Here is a 15,909-nt window from a genome sequence, read left to right as displayed (position 1 = left end):
TGCTTTTCAGCAATACAGAGTATCCTATATCTTCAGCCGGTACACGGCCTTATTCTCCAGTCCTCTAATGAATGGCGTCCATTCCTCCGTCTCCGGAGTGGTGTCGAGGGCATCCTCCACCATCTGCAGCTTGGCATCCATGGCATCAATATGATGCAGGGCCACCGCCTCAGCCGTCTGGGGCTGAACCGGACTTCCCCACTCTCCCAGATTGTGATGGGACAATACGAGATGCTGAAGCGCCAGGATTTTCTCCGAATTCAGATCAATCCCGGTCCGGATGGCCGCTTCCGTAATCCAGCTCGAAGCCATGGAGATATGCCCGATCAGCTTGCCCTGCACACTGTAATCCGACACAATGCCGTATTGGGAGATCATTTCTTCCGGCTTGGCGATATCATGAAGAATGATGCCCGCTCTCATCAGATCAGGATTCAGGAACGGACGCTGCTTGCACAGGAAATCTCCAATCTCCAGCATTCTGACCATATGATAAGCCAGTCCGGCAAAATAAGCATGATGATGGGTTTTGGCCGCCGGATAATGCATCAGCTTCTCCTCTACCTTACCGACACAGAAGTTAACAACCGCCGCAATGTCCGGGTCGGTTATGCTTGCCATCGCGTTTTTGATCGTATGGACCAGGTCTACAGGACGCACAGGAGCCGAGCGGATGAATTCCGTAAGCGACACGCCGTCGGATTCATCCACCAGTCTAATCTTGGTGACCTTGACCTGGAGCTTCTCCCGGTAGGTATGAGCAATACCGCGGACCTTCACCAGTGCCATCGGGAAAAAAGTCTCCTTATCCGTCACACTGACGTCCCAATATTTAGCCGAAATCTGACCGCTGGAATCACCGAGTACAATATCGAAATAATCCTTGGAAGGAGTACCGTTGGTCTGCTTCAGCCCCAGCTCTCTGAGCAGATAGAAGCCGGTGAATTCATCCTGCGGGGATAGCTGTTTGATTAATGTCATTGTGAAGCCTCCTATTACTTACAGGTCTCGGCCTGCTGTGTATATTAGTGTGTATATTAAGGTTTAGACATTCACTTCCCAAATCCCTTTAAATTACTATGCAATCACCAATCCAATTTATGTCCCGCTCCGGCTGCCAAGTCTCTATAATTCCTCTAACAACAGAAAAAAGGGCGTCCCCGCCATTTGCATGGTCAAGGACAACCCCTGGTGAATGGATTTAATTATTTGCCTGCGGCTTCAAGCGCTGCCTTAATCGCTTCGATGACTTTGGCGGAGATGGCTTTCTGGGCATCATTCGCTCCGAAGGCTGCTGCACGGTATCCGTACTTATGCAATCCTTTGCCATTCGAGGTGTTCTCGATCTCGTATTTCACGAGCAGCTCATCATCGTTCAGGCCGTATCTTACTTTGCCTTTATCATCAAGGTAGTACACAGCCATAGTTACCGGCACATTGTATTCAGTCGTAACCATAACATTTACAGTCTTGTCAGCACTTGCACCGATGAAAATGCCATCGAAGTAAGCCGCTTTATCCGTTTCTGTAATTTCCGCTTTACCATAAGCTCTGTCAACGGCAGCTTTCAGTGCATCACTGCTGCTGGTAGCGCCCGATACTGCATCAACCCCCTGCGCACCTTCTCTTGTACCTTCGGCAAGGAAGCTGGCGGTCAGTACCGGAATAGCCTTTTGGACTTCAGCATAAGCGGCTTTGCCCAGATCGGCCATGTTCATGCCCACACGGGAAAGAGCAACGTTTACGATCTTGCCGTTACGCAGCGTAACATCAGCTTTGTTGGTGCCTTTATCATAAGCATTACCGTAAGCGGTGAAGGTACCGTCTTTATAAGTGCCTTGTAATTTGGACGCATTGGTCAAAGCATCAGTCAGAGCTGCTTTTGCTGCGGCAGATACCGCTTCTTGACCGGCAATATCAGCAGTGTCTACGCCTTTTGCAAGCAAACCGGCAGTCAGCTGGTCTACAAGGGATTTCTGTGCTTCGGTACGCTTGTCGTCAGCAATCAGCTTGCCGTCTGTACCGAACAGGCTCAGCTTGATTCCCGTTACTTGGTCGGCCTCAATATCAACCAGCACCATAACCTTCGACTGATTATCTACACCGGCAAATTTGCCGTCGAAGTACTGACCTTCACCCGGAACCTTCAAGGCTTTCTCAAAAGCACGCTCTACCGCCTGGTTCCAGCCGTGGCTGCTCTCGGTCGCACCGGAGATTCCGTCTACCTTCTCGTCATATTTGGCAAAATAAGAGCCGTTAGCCAGCAGCTTGGCTGTCATCGGAGCATTCGCCTTCACAACCTCCGCATAAGCGGTTGCGCCTCTGTCTATCAGGTTGTTGCCAAGTCTGAACAGATTCACATCCACCAGCTTGCCGTTGCGGATTACAACATCCGCTCTTTCCACGCCTACACTTCTTGCCGTTCCGTAGGAAGAGTAGAATCCGTCGATGTAAGCAGCCGTGTTATGAACGCTCGCATTCTGCTCTGCATCCCAGAAAGCATTAACTGCGGCTGTGGATTCGGCCTCGAAACCGGCTACCGGCTGTGCAGCAGAACCTTTGGCCAGCAGTGCAGGTGTGATAGCTGCAATCGCTGCTGTCTGTTCAGCAGTATAAGTCTTCTCATCCACGAAATCACCGTTTGCACTCAGCGGGTACAGCTTAACATCCGTAAGCTTATTGGCCTCATAAGTGGCAAATACGGCATATTTGGCTTCAGGATCTACACCCATGTGGACACCGGAGAAGTAAGCGGCATCAGCCGGCTTATCCTGCAGCGATCTTGCGAACGCTCTGTCCACCGACAATTTCCAGCCGTTGCTGGTGCGGGTGGCGCCGGATACAGCGTCAACAGCAGCAGCGCCGTCTCTGGTTTTGCCTACGAGTCTGTCTTTCATCAGGCCATAGGCCGTCCAGACTCCGCTGTAATTCTCGCGGGCATTGCGGTCGATGATTTTGGGACTGGTTCTCAGCAGCTCGATGTCGGCGATCTTGCCGTCTTTGATGGTAACTTTGGCACCTTCTGTACCTTTGGAGTACGCATCTCCATAGGCTACATATACTCCGTCCTGATATACGGCTTCGTGCACAGTTACCGGTGCTGCCGTTGCTACAGGCTTAGCTGTTGCGGCCGGTTTGGCTGTTGCCTTGGGGGATGCCGCCGGGGCGGTGGTTGCTACAGGCTTAGCTGTTGCCTTCGGGGTAGCTGCCGGTTTGGCTGTCGCTTTCGGAGTAGCCGCCGGTTTAGCTGTTGCCTTCGGAGTGTGTACCGGTTTGGCTGTTGCCTTCGGAGTGTGTACCGGTTTGGCTGTTGCCTTCGGAGTAGGAGCCGGTTTGGCTGTTGCCTTCGGAGTGGCTGCCGGTTTCGGAGCGGGCTTCGCAGTCGCTGCCGGAGCTTCTTCCGAGGCTGCTGAAACCGCATCCACCTTCAGGTTCAAAGCCGGTGCGTTAATCGTGTAGGCTAGTGGAGCGAGCAGCAAGGCTGCGCTTACAGTCAAAGAAATTAATTTTTTCAAATGCGTATTCTCCTTTATATCCCCAGTAATATGTAGCATTTTTCAACCCGTTCGCTTTCGTTCAATTCCTGCTCATTATGAAGAGTAGCCGACTCCTCCTGACAAGTACATTCCCCCTTTGCCATTCCTGCTGGGCCCATCCCGTGTAAGAAAAGATTCATCTATATATACAATCTTTCAAAAGGTGAAACAATTCACATAGTGAAGTGAATTAATTCACATAAGTGGACTTCAAGCGGCTGGTGAACATTTCTGGCTTGATGGTAACAAAATTGAAACTCTTTTCTCTGTACATAAAATCACATACCCTATAAGAAACATCACTTTTTTGCACTATACTAAAATATATATTTCCTCTGCCTCTCATAATCTCCCATTTACTCCTTCATATGATATTCGTGCGATATATTATATTGTATGTTTCTGCTTATATATGATACTTTTAAACGATGTCATGTTCACGGAAAGGGGCTGCAGCTACTCATGAATCAGTCGCTTATAGGTGTTATTCTCGCTCAGATCGGAACCCCCGACGCCCCTAGTGCCAAGGCGGTCCGTCCCTATCTCAAGCGCTTTCTGTCCGACCGCAGAATTATTGATTATCCTCCGCTGCTCTGGCAGCCGCTGCTGCGGGGCATTATTCTGCGCACCCGGCCGCGCCGGTCCGCGAAGCTGTATCAGGAGATCTGGATGGAAGAGGGCTCCCCTCTGCTCGTCCACTCCAGAGCCCAGCAGAATGCGCTACAGATCCTGCTGGGCAGCAGCTATCAAGTGGAGCTGGGACTTGCGTACAGTGAGCCGGGTATGTCTGAAGCCTTCCGCAAGCTGGAAGCTGCGGGCATTACCCGGATCATTGTACTTCCTTTATTCCCGCAGTATTCCTCGACTACAACTGCTTCTGTCTATGAAGCTGCAAGCTTCGCCGCCCTGGGACGGCACAGCCGTTCCGGTCAGGTATCCAAGCGGTTCGTACCGGCGCTGCGGTATGTAGAAGCCTACCATGATGCGCCCGACTACATCGCAGCGATGAGATCCTTATTGCTGCGGCAGATCCGTGCAATGAGTGAAGAGCCTGATTACTATGTTCTGTCTTTCCACGGAATTCCCCGCCGCTATGCCGAGACCGGAGACCCGTATCCGCAGCAGTGCCAGGAGACGGCCCGTTTGCTGGCAGAGGCTATGAAATGGCCCCCGGAACGCTGGCAGCTCTCCTTCCAGTCCCGCTTCGGGCCGGAGACCTGGGTAGGCCCGTCTACCGCCGATACCCTGAAAGAGCTTAGCGGACGCGGAATCCGGCGGCCGTTGATTTTCTCGCCGGGACTGGTCACGGACTGCCTCGAAACGCTGCATGAGCTGGCTGTAGAAGGCCGGGAACTCTTCGCCGCAGGCGGCGGAGCCGCAGAGAATCTGGAGGTGGCCCCGTGCCTGAATGACACGGAAGAGTGGATCAGCTTCCTCGCCGGACTGATAAGCGACACTGCCCGGGGCTGGCTCCCTTCCGCAGTAACTGAGAAGACGGCTGTCCAACCGGTCTGATAACGAATTTTTATAAAAAAACCGCCCGGTCTACAGGCATCTTGATCCTGTGAACCGGGCGGTTTATTTTTGGTATATGATTATCGAACAGTCAGCTGTTTATATTTGGCAGTCAGTTCCTCGAACCACTGCTTATCCTGCAAAGTCAGGGCAAAATCAATCAATTCAGCAATTTCCTCAGGCTGCAGCTCCGGCGAATCATTGAAGCAGATCTCTGCCGAAGCAGCCGCCGCCCCATCCGCACCTTCTGCAAAATCATAAGAGAACATCAGCTTGATATCGCTCTCCAGGAACTCATTCCGCAGGAAGTAGAGCACCTCGCACATCAGGACAGGTCTGACATGGCTATCGAAGACACAATCCATTACCTTCGCCCAATAATGCTGGTTGCTGAGATGCAGCTTATCATTGGTCAGAAGATACTGCTCACCCTGAAAATCATTGACAAATTTCAGTTCAACCGGCTCCATTTTAAAAATACCGGCAATTTGCTTCCTGGTGATATTCAAGATGTCTTGTGTTTCTAATCTCATCATTCTCATGCACCCCGTTCCTCATATTCGGACTTTCCTCTATATGCTGCATATGCTGTGATTTCATGATTCGACAATAATTTTAACTAATTTATAAGTATTATCGACTTTTTCTTAGTTATTGTTAATGCTTTTCACTTAAAATTTTAAAAATTCTGTTTCAGGCTGCTGGAAATCGGTTAATTTATTTATTTTTTTGAGGAAAGGGGGAACTGAGGACAGGAGGATTCGAGGGCAGGAGGCACGAGACTCGAGGATTCGAGGGCACGAGGCACGAGACTCGAGGATTCGAGGGCACGAGGCACCAGACTCGAGGATTCGTGGGCACGAGGCACCAGACTCGAGGATTCGAGGGCATGAGGCACGAGACTCGAGGATTCGAGGCACTGAGCCCCCCTCCCGCAGGAAGCAAGTGGATAAACGTATCTTAATTCGTCGTTTTCCGAGGAATATGCTTGAACAAGTGGAAAAACAGCATCTGCTGCCGTTCATTTTCGCTACTATGGGTGAAAGGGGATCATTTAAGTGCCATTTATACAACTGCTGTTGTTGCAGCGGCCGTTTACTCTTCAGCAAGTGGACGAAATCCAACTGCTTCCGAATTCCATCCTGCATCCGGTCAGGTTGTTCCAATCGTCTCCAGTGGGTTACGGAGCATGGGTCAAACGGAAACGGCTTTGCCGTCCTTTTATCAGGACGGTGTTCGTTTCAGCGAGAAATATTAGGATAAGTTATCATGTGAAACATATAAATTCTTATACTTGCACAAAAAAGCCATCCAGTCTCAAAGACTGAATGACTGTGCATTGCGCTGCATTGCCATGTATTGCTGTGCATTGCCGTGAATAAGCACACGTTCCCCGGCACGAATACCGGATTAGGCTTAGTTAGCTGACGAACAGCGGCACCAGTTGAATGCCCTCTTCCGGCGAGATCCGCACCAGACCCTTATCAGAGATCCGAAGTGTCGGGATGACCGCCAGCGCCAGCAGGGACAAGGTCATGAAAGCATAATTCAGCGTACAGCCCGCATCATATAACGCTTTGCTGATAGCAGCAGACTGGGCGGCCGCAATCTCGAATGGCTCTGCGGACATCAGTCCGGCAATCGCCAGCGGGAACAGCGTGGTCCCGGAAGCGGTGATCACGGCAACACCGCCCTGCGCTTCTGCCACCGCAGCCGCCGCTTCAGCCATCAGTGTATCATCGTTGCCGATGACCAGCACATTATGACTGTCATGGGCTACAGTCATCGCTATAGCCGCAGGCTCGTGGAAGCCGATTCCCTGCACCACTCCAACCGATTTATTCCCCGTCCCCTTATGCCGCTCCAGAACAGCGATTTTGCACAGGCCGTCTTCAACCACCAGCCTGGAATCGGCCACCGGCAGCAGAATAATCTGTTCCCCGGTCTCCACATGATTCTCCATGACTTGAATGACCCGCGTAGCCAGAACGCCGTCGGCAACCGGCGCATGAATCACGAAGTCTGCGGGTACCGGAGGCTGCGGCAGATGTACCGAGGCCAGCACTTCATCCGGGTACGTGAACGGATTCAGCTTCGCCGTCATCCTTCCGTTCTCCGCCACGACTTCGCCAGCCGCAATCGTCAGGACGACATGGACATCAGCCAGATTCCCGTCCAGCAGAATGATATCCGCACAGGAGCCTGGAGTAATTGAGCCGATATCACGGGCTACTCCGAAGCGTTCAGCTGTATTGATCGTTGCCATCTGAAAAGCCGTGACCGGCTTCACGCCCTGGGAGATGGCGTGGCGCACGACAAAATCCATATGGCCTTCATCGCGCAGCGATTCGGAGCTGCGGTCATCCGTCACCAGCATCATCCGGCGCGGGTCCAGCCCGTGCTTGGTATGCGCGGTGATGGTTTTGGCGACGTCATGCCAGGCGGAGCCGCGGCGCATTTTGGCATACATCCCCAGACGTACGCGTTCGATTACATCCTCCGCTGTCACACACTCATGATCACCGGTCACGCCAGCTGCCGCATAAACCGGAAGCCTCCAGTCACTCGCCGGCCAGGTGAAATGCCCATCGACATAACGTCCCGCCCGGAGCGTTGCCTGGATCTCGCCGAGCATTTTCTCATCGCCGTAGACTACGCCCGGGAAATTCATCACCTCGCCGAGTGCGATTACATCCTCGCCCCAGGTGTATGCTTCTGCTACTTCCTCCGGTCCGATGGATGCTCCGGTCGTTTCAAATTCGGCACCCGCTGAAGGTACACAGGAGGCCACCTGCATATAGGCAGCCAACGGCGTTCCCCGCATCTCGTCCAGCATCAGCTTAATTCCCTTCAGCCCGAATACATTAGCAATCTCATGGGCATCAAAAAAACCTCCGGTCGTCCCCAGCGGCAGCACGGCACGGGCAAACTCAGTCACCGTCAGTTGGGTGCTCTCGATATGGCAATGGCCGTCAATCAGGCCGGGGGCAATGTATTTGCCTGCCGCATCAATCACCTTCGTATTTTCACCAATCGTATGCGAGACATCCTTGCCGACATAGGCAATACGTCCGCCCTGCACCGCAACAGACATGCCGTCCAGAATCTCCCCGGAGCATACATTGACCAGCTTGCCGCCCGTAATCACCAGTGTAGCCGCCTGGTCGCCCCGCGCTGTTGCTACCAGCTCTGGCACACAGTCAGCCAATGGTTGTCGTGTAAATGTCATTATGTGCACTCCCTTCCGGTTATTGTATAGATTGTACTTGATAGTTTTACGTTCCGGGATGGCCGTGACTCCAGAGAATGTTTGGCCCTCCGGCCGCTGCCCGTCCCCAGATTTCTTAATTAATACCACTGTTCGCGGTGGAAATCCGGTGACTGCTGATGCTTACGATGCTAGCTTTCCTGCGGAAAGCTTTCAGGCGGTCGCTGATGCTCCTACAGTGCCAAAATTCTCCTCCGCCACTTTTCCCTGTCTGGTTAATTTTCAAGTTCAATCTATATAGTTTTTTATCATTTTAGCAAAAACGGCCCTGACGCCCCTCACGGGTCGCAAGCCGTTGCCCAGAACTTATTCCCCGGGGTTCTCCGTCCGGCCGCCGGGGCCGGTAACCACATTTTATGATTATCTTACGTTTGACTCATATACGTCAAGTGCCGCCTGAACGCCCTCTCCGGCAGCGACTGCATATCCATGGCGCACCAGCACAGCCTCCAATGCACCGAGCAGACGCAGCACATTATTCTCCCGGCAGCTGAAGCCCATGGTACCGATGCGCCAGATTAAGCCCTGCAACGGACCGAAGGAGCTGGCGATCTCAATCCCGAAGCGGCCCAGCAGCATGGAACGGACGGACTCTCCGTCGATTCCCGCAGGAATGCGGACACAGGTGACTACAGTCAGCTTACTCTCCGCATCCCCGTATAACTCCAGGCCCATAGCTGTCAGACCGGCGATCAGCGCCCGCTCGTGGAACCTGTGCCGGTCATGCCTGGCTTCCAGCCCCTCCTCCAGAACCAGCCGCAGGCCTTCCCGCAAGGCATAGAGCATGGAGGTCATCTCCGTATGATGATTCAGCCGCCGGGGGCTCCAGTAATCCTGTAACATACCAAGGTCAAAGTAATTGCTGCGCACAACCGGCAGCTCACTTGCAGTGCCGGCGCCGGAACGGAGCCCGCGCTCCACCTGCTTGCGCTTCAGCAGCTTGGCTTCGGCACGGTCATTATACGTGATCGGAGCCATGCCGGAAGGGATGGACAGGCATTTCTGCGTCCCGCCGACCACGGCATCCAGCATCCAGGCATCTGTCTCCACAGGCACTCCGCCGATGGTCGCCACCGCATCCACAATCAGCAGCGCCTCCTGCTCCCGGCAGGCCCGCCCGATCTCAGCCAGCGGCTGAACACGGCCTGTAGAAGTCTCGCCGTGAACCATCGCCACCACATCCGGCTTGAAGCTCCGGATCGCCGCGATCACTTCCTCCGGCGGGAAGACGCTGCCCCAGGTCTGCTCGATCGTGAACACCTCAGCGCCGCAGCGTTCTGCTATCTCATGAAGCAGGTGGCCGAAACGGCCGAAGACCGGAATCAGCACCCGGTCTCCCGGTGCAATCAGACTGACCATCACCGCTTCAATCCCGGAACGCGAGGTGCCGTCCACCGGATAGGCCCACTTATTGCTTGTGGCAAACAGCCCCCGCAGCATCTCCATCGTCTCATTCATGAGCTCTGTGAATTCGGGATCGAATTGTCCCAGCACCGGATAAGACATAGCCCGCAGCACACGCGGATCGACCTCCACGGGGCCGGGAGTCATAATACACCGCAAGGACGGCGACAGATCTTCGTACCGCTTCATCACTTTCTCCCCTTTTTCAACAAGCTCAGTCTGCTGAGAGTAACATCTCTTAGAATTCTCAGGCCTCGACCTCTTCAGCACCCTTAAGCTCCAGCCTCTTAAGAGCTACCAAGCTTCAGTTCTCTGTATAAGCTAATCTATATAATAATGCCGTTAGCACTTCCAATCCAGCAGTCAGCTCCTCCGGTGAGCTATACTCCCCGGGAGAATGGCTGATGCCTCCCCGGCTCGGCACGAAGATCATTGCCGCCGGGCAGAGCGCAGCGAACAGCTGGGCATCATGCCCCGCTCCGCTGACCATACTCCGGAACGACTTCCCCTGCCCGAGACAGATCTCCTCAAGCGCCTCGCACAGCTCCTGATCCATGGGAGCAGGGGTGGTATCCAGCTGCTGCTGCACCGCAAGCGTCAGACCGCGTCTTCCGCTAAGCTCTGCGAACTCCGCCAGGATAGCTGCGCAGAAGCGCTCCAGCATCCCGGCTTCGCTATGCCGGATATCCAGTGTGAACTGCACCTCCCCGGGAATCACATTCGGCGTACCCGGAGATACCTCGAGCCGTCCGGTTGTCGCCACCAGCGGATCACCCTCCGCTACAGCGGACCGCTCCAGCGCCAACAGCATCTCCGCGCTGCCCGCGAGTGCATCCTGCCTTAAGCCCATGGGTGTTGTCCCAGCATGATTCGCCGTCCCGCAGACCTTGACCAGATATCTCCGCTGACCGACAATAGCCTGCACCACCCCAATCTGATGGGATGTCCGCTCCAGAATGATGCCCTGTTCGATATGCAGCTCCACATAAGCAGCGACATCGCTGCGTACCGGACTATCCTTGAAGCGATAGCTTCCTTCCAGGCCTGCGGCGGCTTCAGCGCCTGACACTGCTATCCCGCCCAGACCGCAGGCAGCCATTGCCGCCCCCATCGTTATCCCCTCAGCATCTGCGCAATCCAGACCTTCGCTCCCGCTATACAGTCCTGTCACATGGCCTGAACCCCAGAATGTCAAAGGGAAGCGGCTGCCCTCTTCCTCACAGAAGGACACCACCTCCAGCGTCCGCAGCGGCTGCCCGAAGGTCGCCTGCAGGTAATGCAGCGCGGTAACAGCAGCAGCGATTCCATAGGCACCGTCATACCGTCCGCCGTTCACCACCGTGTCGATATGAGAACCGGTAAGAATGACCTTGTCACTTGCTTCTGATCCGGCCAGTCTACCGTAGACATTCCCCACCTGATCCATCCTGACTTCAAGCCCGAGTCCAGTCATCCTTTCCTGCAAAAAATGCTGAACCCCACACCACTCCGGTGTATACAGCAGCCGGGTAACTCCGGGACCGGGAGCACTGAAGGCTGCCAGTTCATCCAGCAGCTTCAGCATCTCTCCTGCCGGAACAGGCGGGTCCTGGCGCATCATAGACCCGGACGGCTGCGGGTAATACGCAGCCATTCTCCCCCGCCGCCCTGAACAACTCCTTCCCCGGCTGTGTAGACTACCTTGCCTCGGCAGATCGTTGTGGTTACCTTGCAGGATAAGGTCATTCCGACATAGGGGCTATGCGGGTGCCGGTACAATAAGTCCTCCGCCCGCAGCGTATACGCTGCATCAGGATCAAGCAGCACCAGATCGGCATCCAGCCCCGGAGCAATGGAGCCCTTGCGCTCTTCCAGCCCGAACCGCCGGGCAGGCTGCCCGGACAGCAGCGCGGATATCTGCGTGACCGGCAGGCCGCGCACCCGGACACCTTCATGGAACATCAATTCCAAACTGCTCTGGGCACCGGAAATTCCGCCCCAGGCTTCCATGAACGACAACCCCGGCGCCAGCTTCAGCTCCGGCGGACAGGGGGAATGATCTGAGGCAATCAGATCCACCCGGCCCGCAGCCAGCGCTGCCCACAGCCGCTCCCGCTCCGTGCTGCTGCGCAGGGGCGGAGCGCATTTGGCCAGCGGTCCCAGCGTCTCCATGCTGCCCTCATCCAGAATCAGATAATGGGGGCAGGTCTCAGCGGTAACATCCAGGCCGCGCAGTTTGGCGTCATGAATCAGCTCCAGGGCTGCCGCTGTACTGATATGGACGAAATGCAGCCGGCAGCCGGTCCGCTCACTGTACAACAGCGCCCGGGCCACAGCCTCCAGCTCCGCTTCCGGGGGACGCGAAGCCACGAAATCACGCGCACTTCGGCGTCCTTCACGGATGGCAGCCGCTCCCAGCACCGAGGTTATAGCTTCGCTCTCCGCATGCAGGGCGAGGATTCCGCCGGTTGCGGCAATCCGCAGCATTCCCTGGTACAGCGTACCATCGTCCACCTCACGGAACCGCCCCTCTCCTTCACCTCCGGGGTTCGAGATAAAAGCCTTGAACCCCGTAACGCCCGCAGCCGCAAGTCCGTCCAGCTCCTCCAGATTGCCGGGCACAAGCCCGCCCCACAGGACATAATCCACCGCCGAGTTCCCTGCTGCGGCTTCCGCCTTCAGCCGTAACGCCTCCAGATTCACAGTCGGCGGATTCCCGTTCAGCGGCATATCGGCATAACAGGTACAGCCGCCGGCCGCAAGGGCTGCCGATCCGCTGCGGAAGCCTTCCCAGTGTCCAAGCGCTGGTTCATTGAAGTGAACATGCATATCAATCATGCCGGGCAACACATATTGTCCCTCGGCATTGATGATTCTGGTGTCTGGTGAAGCCTGAAGCGCTTCGCCCAGAGCAGCGATCCTGCCGTCCTTCACTCCGATATCCAGCCTGCGGACCTCTCCGGGAAGCACCACCTCCCCGTTCCTGATGATAAGCTCATAGACTTCTTCCTTCATGAATAGATCACCTCCGGTCCAGGGATATAGGCAGCAGCTTAACTGCCGCGGTAAGTGCTGTATCCTCCTGGCGCAACCAGCAGCGGTACATGATAATGCGCTGCCGGGTCCAGAATGTTGAAGCGGATCGGGATATGCTCCAGGAACAGGCTCACGGCCTCAGCACCCCGTTCTCCGGCACTTGCACTAGCACTGGCACTGGCACCAACACCAACACCAACACCGACACCGGCACCGGCACCGGCACCGGAACCCGCTCCTGCCCCAGCCTCAGCGCCCCGGAAATAATCACCGGCCATGAACAGCAGCTCATAACATCCGGCCTCCAGTTCATCACCGGCCAGCAGCGGGGCATCCAGCCTGCCGTCCGCATTCGTGACCGCCTGACGCTTCAGCTCTGGCTCCCCGTCCCCCAGCCGCCAGAGCTGAAGCGATAAGCCCGCAGCAGGTATGCCCCGTGACAGATCCAGCACATGCGTAGTCAGTTGCCCGTTCATAGCGCATCCCTCCTGTGAGTGATTTAGAATATGCAGCAGAGGTGAAATCAGATGATCGCTCATGCTCTCAGGCTCTAGCTACCCCGTTCCCAGCAGATCCTCCAGCCGGAAGCGGGTAATCTTCCCGATCTCCCGCAGCGCCTGAGCCTGCTCTTCCTCCAAGGAACGCCCTACCCGCTCACGGATGGCGTTCAGGATATCGTCTTTATCCTTGCCCCGTACAGCCAGAATGAACGGGAAGCGGAATCGTTCCGTATATGCAGCATTCAGCTCTGTAAGCTGCCTGAATTCCTCCGGCGTCAGCCGGTCCAGTCCGGCCCCCTGCTGCTCTGCCGCCGACAGCGGACTGACCGCAAGTCTTGTAGCCAGATCAGGGTGGGCCTTCAGCAGGGCCAGCTGCCGGTCCGGCTCCGCATTCTGTGCTATATCCATCATCTCAGTATGCAGATGCTGCAAGTGTTCGAACGGCCGCCTCCCATACACACCTTCCGCCACCCAGGGAGAATGCTCGAAGATGCCGCCGAGACTCTCTACGAATTCCAGCTTTTCCATAGCGTTAATCTGTTGCAGTGTTAATCTGTGCACCGGTGTATTCATAGACCCGCCTCCATCCGTCTAATTTGCATCATACCGCCCTCGCCCTCCGTCCTTAGAACCGCTGTTCCCGTATATAAGGCGTTCCCAGCGATTCCGGTGTACCGGAAGGCTTGTTGCGGTTGCGGTAACCCAGATACATCAATACAAGAATGGTTACGACATAAGGGATCATTTTGAGAAAATAAGGCGGCACCGCACTCCCAAGGAGCTGAATACGGAAGCCGATGGAGTCAAGGGCTCCGAAAAAGTAAGCGCAGAAGAGGGCGCGGAGCGGGTTCCATCTGGCAAAAATAACCAGACCGACAGCAATCCAGCCCCGCCCGGCGGTAAGGCCTTCATTCCAGGTCGGCGCATAGGCCAGCACCATGTCCGCACCGGCCAGGCCAATCAGCGCAGCCCCGGCAGTAACATAGCTGTAGCGGATCAGCTGCACCCGGATACCCATGACGTCCGCCGTAGCCGGATTGTCGCCGACTGCCCGCAGATGCAGGCCCCATGAGGTATGGTGAATCAGCAGATGCAGCACAAGCACAAGCAGCAGACTGAACCAGGTCAGAACATCCAGCCGTCCAACAATCTCTCCGATCACCGGCACCTGCTTCACCACGCCCAGATCCAGCTTGGGCGATGTGCCGGGAAGCGGAATTCCGCTGATGGGCTTGCCGATATAGGCGCTAAGCCCGCTGCCGAATAAAGTCATCGCCAGGCCCGACATCGTCTGATTCGCCCGGAGCGTGACACATAAGAACGAATGGACTACGCCCAGAAGGGCGGTAATAGCCACAGCCGAGAGCAGGGCAAGCAGCAGATTTCCGCTGCGGATGTAGACGATACAAGTCGTCACTGCCCCCATCAGCATCAGCCCTTCGGCACCGAGCTGGATAATTCCGGCCCGTTCAGTCAAAATGCCTCCCAAGGTGGCCAGCAGAAGCGGCGTTCCGGCGGAGATGGCAGCAATGAGTAACTGCGTTGTGAAATCCATGAATGAACCCCCTTCTGTACGAACTGCACCAGAATGCTGTTATGCGCTCCGGCGGATGCGGAAACGGTGAATCATGTCGCCGGCAATCAGGAAGAACAGGATCGCGCCCTGCAGCATTTCCGAGATCGACGAAGGCAGTCCGATCGTCTGAACACTGTATCCGCCGACAATCAGGCCGCCGAACAGAATCGAGGTCACAATGAGGCCCAGCGGGTTCAGCTTGGCGAGCCAAGCGACGATGATCGCCGTATAGCCATAGCCCGGGGAGATTCCCTGCATCAGCTTATGGGTAACCCCGGAGACCTCAGCCATCCCGGCGATCCCGGCAAGGCCGCCGCTGATCAGCATGACGATGATAATATGCTTTTTGAGATGAATCCCCGCATAACGGGCCGCTGTAGGATTGGCCCCGATCAGGCGCAGCTCATACCCCCAGCGGGTGAAGCGGATCATCAGATAATAGAGAAGGACAGCCACGAGACCGAACACCAGCCCGATATGCAGCCGGGTACTGCCAAGCACCGGCAGAGACTGGGCCGCCGTGAACACCGGTGAACCCGGGAAGTTGAAGCCCTTCGGGTCTTTCCAGGGACCGAACACTACATAATCCAGCGCCAGCAGAGCTACATAGTTCAGCATCAGCGAGGTGATCAGCTCATTGACTCCGAAATGGGTTCGCGGAACGGCGGTCATGAGACCCCACAGCGCCCCGGCCGCTGTGCCGAAGACCAGCATCAGCACAATGGACCAGAAGGAGGGCAGATCAGGGAAATAGATCGTTACCGCAGTAGCCGCCATAGCGCCTACTGTAAGCTGGCCTTCCGCCCCGATATTCCAGACAGAGATCCGGTAAGCCACCGCGATGCCAAGTCCGCACAGCAGCAGCGGAATGGCTTTGACCATTGTTTCGGTGAAGCCGTAGGAGGTTCCGAACGCCCCGCGGAGCATTTTCTCATACACAACCAGCGGACTCATGCCATTCGCCGCAATGAAGCCTGCACAGAGCAGAAGTGCCAGAATAACAGACAGAACCGGTGTCCACCAGGGGGAGCGGGTACGGCTTGAATCGTATTCCAGCCTGAGGGAATACCACCGCCCGCTGCGCATCGGCAAGGG

At 55.6% G+C, this 15,909-nt stretch carries 13 protein-coding genes; 2 read left to right on the top strand and 11 right to left on the bottom strand.

Going from position 1 to position 15,909, the window contains the following annotated elements:
* Positions 1–24 precede the first annotated feature (24 nt).
* A complete protein-coding gene (locus HQN87_RS08630; protein ID WP_173130723.1) occupies positions 25–981 on the bottom strand; it encodes a 3'-5' exoribonuclease YhaM family protein in 957 nt (318 codons plus the stop codon).
* Between the two features lie 224 nt (positions 982–1,205).
* Complete coding sequence (locus HQN87_RS08625; RefSeq protein ID WP_173130721.1) at positions 1,206–3,515, bottom strand: FMN-binding protein; 2,310 nt, start codon at positions 3,513–3,515, stop codon at positions 1,206–1,208.
* A gap of 483 nt (positions 3,516–3,998) precedes the next feature.
* Here HQN87_RS08625 and hemH point away from each other — a divergent pair, with 483 nt between their 5' ends.
* On the top strand, positions 3,999–5,051 hold the full coding sequence (gene hemH / locus HQN87_RS08620; RefSeq protein WP_173130717.1) for a ferrochelatase: 1,053 nt from the start codon (positions 3,999–4,001) through the stop codon (positions 5,049–5,051).
* Between the two features lie 80 nt (positions 5,052–5,131).
* Here hemH and HQN87_RS08615 read toward each other — a convergent pair whose 3' ends face one another.
* The gene (locus HQN87_RS08615; protein WP_173130714.1) at positions 5,132–5,587 is read right to left on the bottom strand and encodes an IDEAL domain-containing protein; all 456 of its coding nucleotides are present in this window, start codon (positions 5,585–5,587) and stop codon (positions 5,132–5,134) included.
* Between the two features lie 452 nt (positions 5,588–6,039).
* Between HQN87_RS08615 and HQN87_RS08610 the strand changes: the two genes are divergently transcribed.
* Complete coding sequence (locus HQN87_RS08610; RefSeq protein ID WP_173130710.1) at positions 6,040–6,309, top strand: hypothetical protein; 270 nt, start codon at positions 6,040–6,042, stop codon at positions 6,307–6,309.
* 162 nt (positions 6,310–6,471) lie between these two features.
* Here the strand turns inward: HQN87_RS08610 and HQN87_RS08605 are convergent, their stop codons facing one another.
* The 8 genes from HQN87_RS08605 to HQN87_RS08570 all read right to left on the bottom strand — a co-directional run bounded on the left by HQN87_RS08605 (position 6,472) and on the right by HQN87_RS08570 (position 15,900).
* Entirely contained in the window at positions 6,472–8,280 is a 1,809-nt protein-coding gene (locus HQN87_RS08605) for an adenine deaminase (RefSeq protein ID WP_173130706.1), read from the bottom strand.
* A gap of 399 nt (positions 8,281–8,679) precedes the next feature.
* The gene (locus tag HQN87_RS08600; RefSeq protein WP_173130703.1) at positions 8,680–9,912 is read right to left on the bottom strand and encodes a pyridoxal-phosphate-dependent aminotransferase family protein; all 1,233 of its coding nucleotides are present in this window, start codon (positions 9,910–9,912) and stop codon (positions 8,680–8,682) included.
* Positions 9,913–10,027: 115 nt separating this feature from the next.
* Positions 10,028–11,356: a Zn-dependent hydrolase gene (locus tag HQN87_RS08595; protein ID WP_254075413.1), complete on the bottom strand. Its 1,329-nt coding sequence runs from the start codon at positions 11,354–11,356 to the stop codon at positions 10,028–10,030.
* Positions 11,320–12,717 (bottom strand): allantoinase AllB, encoded by a 1,398-nt coding sequence (gene allB, locus HQN87_RS08590; RefSeq protein WP_173130700.1) that lies wholly within the window; start codon positions 12,715–12,717, stop codon positions 11,320–11,322. The genes HQN87_RS08595 and allB overlap by 37 nt, the downstream gene beginning before the upstream one ends.
* 38 nt (positions 12,718–12,755) lie before the next feature.
* The gene (locus tag HQN87_RS08585; protein WP_173130697.1) at positions 12,756–13,214 is read right to left on the bottom strand and encodes a hydroxyisourate hydrolase; all 459 of its coding nucleotides are present in this window, start codon (positions 13,212–13,214) and stop codon (positions 12,756–12,758) included.
* A 78-nt stretch (positions 13,215–13,292) separates the two neighbouring features.
* On the bottom strand, positions 13,293–13,811 hold the full coding sequence (gene uraD / locus HQN87_RS08580; RefSeq protein ID WP_173130693.1) for a 2-oxo-4-hydroxy-4-carboxy-5-ureidoimidazoline decarboxylase: 519 nt from the start codon (positions 13,809–13,811) through the stop codon (positions 13,293–13,295).
* A gap of 52 nt (positions 13,812–13,863) precedes the next feature.
* A complete protein-coding gene (locus HQN87_RS08575; RefSeq protein WP_173130690.1) occupies positions 13,864–14,793 on the bottom strand; it encodes an ABC transporter permease in 930 nt (309 codons plus the stop codon).
* Positions 14,794–14,832: 39 nt separating this feature from the next.
* Positions 14,833–15,900, bottom strand: coding sequence for an ABC transporter permease (locus tag HQN87_RS08570; protein ID WP_246553670.1), 1,068 nt, complete (start codon positions 15,898–15,900; stop codon positions 14,833–14,835).
* Positions 15,901–15,909: the final 9 nt, after the last annotated feature.

This window comes from Paenibacillus tritici (assembly GCF_013204885.1).
Lineage (GTDB): Bacteria > Bacillota > Bacilli > Paenibacillales > Paenibacillaceae > Paenibacillus_AQ > Paenibacillus_AQ tritici.
The sequence above is the reverse complement of the archived record's forward strand: the minus strand, read 5'-3'. Positions and strand labels throughout refer to the sequence as shown.

Excerpts from the sequence above, each read along its gene's own strand:
- HQN87_RS08630 (WP_173130723.1), bottom strand. The coding sequence starts at position 981 with ATGACATTAATCAAACAGCTATCCCCGCAGGATGAATTCACCGGCTTC.
- hemH (WP_173130717.1), top strand. The coding sequence starts at position 3,999 with ATGAATCAGTCGCTTATAGGTGTTATTCTCGCTCAGATCGGAACCCCC.
- HQN87_RS08615 (WP_173130714.1), bottom strand. The coding sequence starts at position 5,587 with ATGATGAGATTAGAAACACAAGACATCTTGAATATCACCAGGAAGCAA.
- HQN87_RS08605 (WP_173130706.1), bottom strand. The coding sequence starts at position 8,280 with ATGACATTTACACGACAACCATTGGCTGACTGTGTGCCAGAGCTGGTA.
- HQN87_RS08600 (WP_173130703.1), bottom strand. The coding sequence starts at position 9,912 with ATGAAGCGGTACGAAGATCTGTCGCCGTCCTTGCGGTGTATTATGACT.
- HQN87_RS08595 (WP_254075413.1), bottom strand. The coding sequence starts at position 11,356 with ATGGCTGCGTATTACCCGCAGCCGTCCGGGTCTATGATGCGCCAGGAC.
- allB (WP_173130700.1), bottom strand. The coding sequence starts at position 12,717 with ATGAAGGAAGAAGTCTATGAGCTTATCATCAGGAACGGGGAGGTGGTG.
- HQN87_RS08585 (WP_173130697.1), bottom strand. The coding sequence starts at position 13,214 with ATGAACGGGCAACTGACTACGCATGTGCTGGATCTGTCACGGGGCATA.
- uraD (WP_173130693.1), bottom strand. The coding sequence starts at position 13,811 with ATGAATACACCGGTGCACAGATTAACACTGCAACAGATTAACGCTATG.
- HQN87_RS08575 (WP_173130690.1), bottom strand. The coding sequence starts at position 14,793 with ATGGATTTCACAACGCAGTTACTCATTGCTGCCATCTCCGCCGGAACG.
- HQN87_RS08570 (WP_246553670.1), bottom strand. The coding sequence starts at position 15,900 with ATGCGCAGCGGGCGGTGGTATTCCCTCAGGCTGGAATACGATTCAAGC.